Raw genomic sequence first — 2,355 nt, forward strand, 5'->3', positions numbered from 1 at the left:
TAGTCTCGGTCATGGCGTATCGCTCTCCTCGAGAGGTTCTGGCAGGCTCGTCACCCGCCTCGATACGCCGCCTTCCTCACACCGTCATCACCCAGATTCCGCCATAGCTCAACCACTTCTGGCATAACTCACTCACCGTCCCGGTCTAACCGCCGGGACGGATGAGACGGATAACGGAGCTGGTCCAGTCGCACGCAACGTTACTCGATTAACCCATGGTGAACCGCAGAGGTCTGCTCGTCACGACAGAAAAGCGACTCGCACACGCGGTCAGCCTAGAAGAGCGGGCAGCCGATTATGGCGCAGGAGTTCGAATCCCTTCGGGGGCGCCATTCAAATCAAACACTTACCGCAAATCACCGTTTGAGAAGACGAAACTAAAACGGTTTTTCAAACGGTTTTTTTCCTGGCGCTAGCCGACATGGTAGGGCGCTGTGATCTTCCTAATTCCCGCAGAACGGATAGCTTGAAACCTCTCGAGGGGTGACCCAACTCCGCGTACCTGTGTTGTGTTTGAATAACTACGCACTTCGTTGACGTGTCTAGGCTTCGTAACTGCGAGCGCAGGCATTTGGCAGCGGATTTTGATTCCACTCGGGATGTCCGCTTTTGCGCCCTTTCGCTCTACCAATTTCTACGAAACCTCAACAAAAACAGGCAAAATCTGCGACTCCTTGCTGCAAATTCCGACGCCGAGCGGTTCGCAAAAATTCCCGTTTAATTTCAAGGACTACCAAGCACTCGCGGCGGCTCCACGCAGCATGGACGCAGCATGGAGGTAGTCTTGATGCTGGCAGAAAGCGGCGCGAAACTCGTGACGAAAATGAGCTTCGTTCACGGATAAGGTTTGCTTATGCGGGTATCGTTCGACAGCAACGCTTGGGAAAAAATCTTCGATCCAGCGGACCGCGATTGGACCACTATTCGCGCCGCGCGCGCCACAAACCAGATCGCGGGATTCATAAGTGAAGCGGGCTTTCGGATCGAAGCAATCCGTAAGAGCGAGCGTACATCCTATTTTTCCGAGCCAACAATGCAGGTGCAGGTTTCCGTAGTTGAGAGGGACGGCAAGCCCCATATCCAGATGACGATGGGCCCCGATGACGCCCGACATCCTGGCCTGCCTGAGATGCAATCCGCGAAGCTAAAAAGTGCGTTCGACGCAGGTATCAGGCTTATGCGCACGGCGTCATGGCTCGGATTACCTAGCCCGACGGAGATCGGCGACCCGGCGCTTTTTGCGCAGGGGGCGCGCGGCGCCGGCGAGCGCGAGCAACGCCAAATCGATGCCTTGGCCCGAATTGGAGCTCGGGGCGTAGGTAGGGCTGCGTTTGAAGCCGCTGGCGGGTGGCAGGGTGCCGGCGGAGTACTCCAGGACGAGAAGAGGTTTCGCAAGGCTTGTGCGGAATGGGCGGACGGGGAGCTCGTCGCTGCCCACATAGGCTATCGAAACGATATTCTGTGCACCAATGATCAAGCCCACGCCGCGGGCCGATCCATTCTTGATCCTACAAACCGAGCCTGGCTCACGGCGGAGTTTGGGGTTCAATTTGCAACACTGGATGAGCTTCTCGGCCAGATCAGCGCGACGTGAACGGTTTGGCCGCGACGGTTTCCAATTATCAGGTCTTCGCTTCGGGTGGCCATGGACGCTCGGACATGACATCTGGGTGCCGACCGTCGTCGGCCGCAATGCCGTGTTCGTCCCGAAGCTCATCGATCTCTTCTAGGCATCTTCTCGCTATGGCGGCCTCAGTAGGCGAGCCATACAGCATGCCAAAAAGCGCCTTACGCAATTCGCCTACCGGAGCGGGGTAGACATTATAGGCGTTGGAGTCTTCTCCAATGGGCACTTTTTCCGTCGCTCCGGCTTCCAGGGCTCGGTGCATCTGACCGTCGTAAGGCTGTTTGGTCGCAGCATACTTCTTCACCATGGCAATGATGTCGTTCTCTCCTGCCGCTTCGCCGAAAAATTGTTCGAGCACTTTACGGCCCGGGCCATCGCCAATGCTTTCGTATCGCGTCTGCAACTCGGAGTTCAGTTCTGGGGATCTCTGAGCATAGGCCGCGAGCTGGCGTCCGATATGCCACGCGTCGACACCGTTGGGGCCGCGACCGAATACGCCCTCATTATAGAGATCCAGATAGAGCAGCACGGACGCAACAGCGCCCCGTTCCAAGAAGGCCTGCATCCATGTGTAATCATCTGCGATGTCTCTGTGTTCCCGGGCGAGACGCAACAGTAAGAGCTGGCCCCGCAAATTCGGACAGTAGCTTGAGTGGATTTTCTGCCTGACAGCGGCGAGGATTCTTGCTGCGAATCAGGAGCGAAGATGACGAAGAAGAGCCGCCGGA

2 protein-coding genes are annotated in these 2,355 nt (G+C 56.9%); one reads left to right on the forward strand and one right to left on the reverse strand.

Translation table 11 applies throughout. The annotated features are described in order from the left end of the window. Positions 1–853 precede the first annotated feature (853 nt). On the forward strand, positions 854–1,594 hold the full coding sequence (locus tag QJT78_RS50265) for a hypothetical protein (protein ID WP_038945895.1): 741 nt from the start codon (positions 854–856) through the stop codon (positions 1,592–1,594). 28 nt (positions 1,595–1,622) lie between these two features. Here QJT78_RS50265 and QJT78_RS50270 read toward each other — a convergent pair whose 3' ends face one another. Further along, positions 1,623–2,192: a hypothetical protein gene (locus QJT78_RS50270; protein WP_157790344.1), complete on the reverse strand. Its 570-nt coding sequence runs from the start codon at positions 2,190–2,192 to the stop codon at positions 1,623–1,625. Positions 2,193–2,355 lie beyond the last annotated feature (163 nt).

This window comes from Bradyrhizobium sp. Mp27, from assembly GCF_029953005.1.
Taxonomy (GTDB): domain Bacteria; phylum Pseudomonadota; class Alphaproteobacteria; order Rhizobiales; family Xanthobacteraceae; genus Bradyrhizobium; species Bradyrhizobium barranii.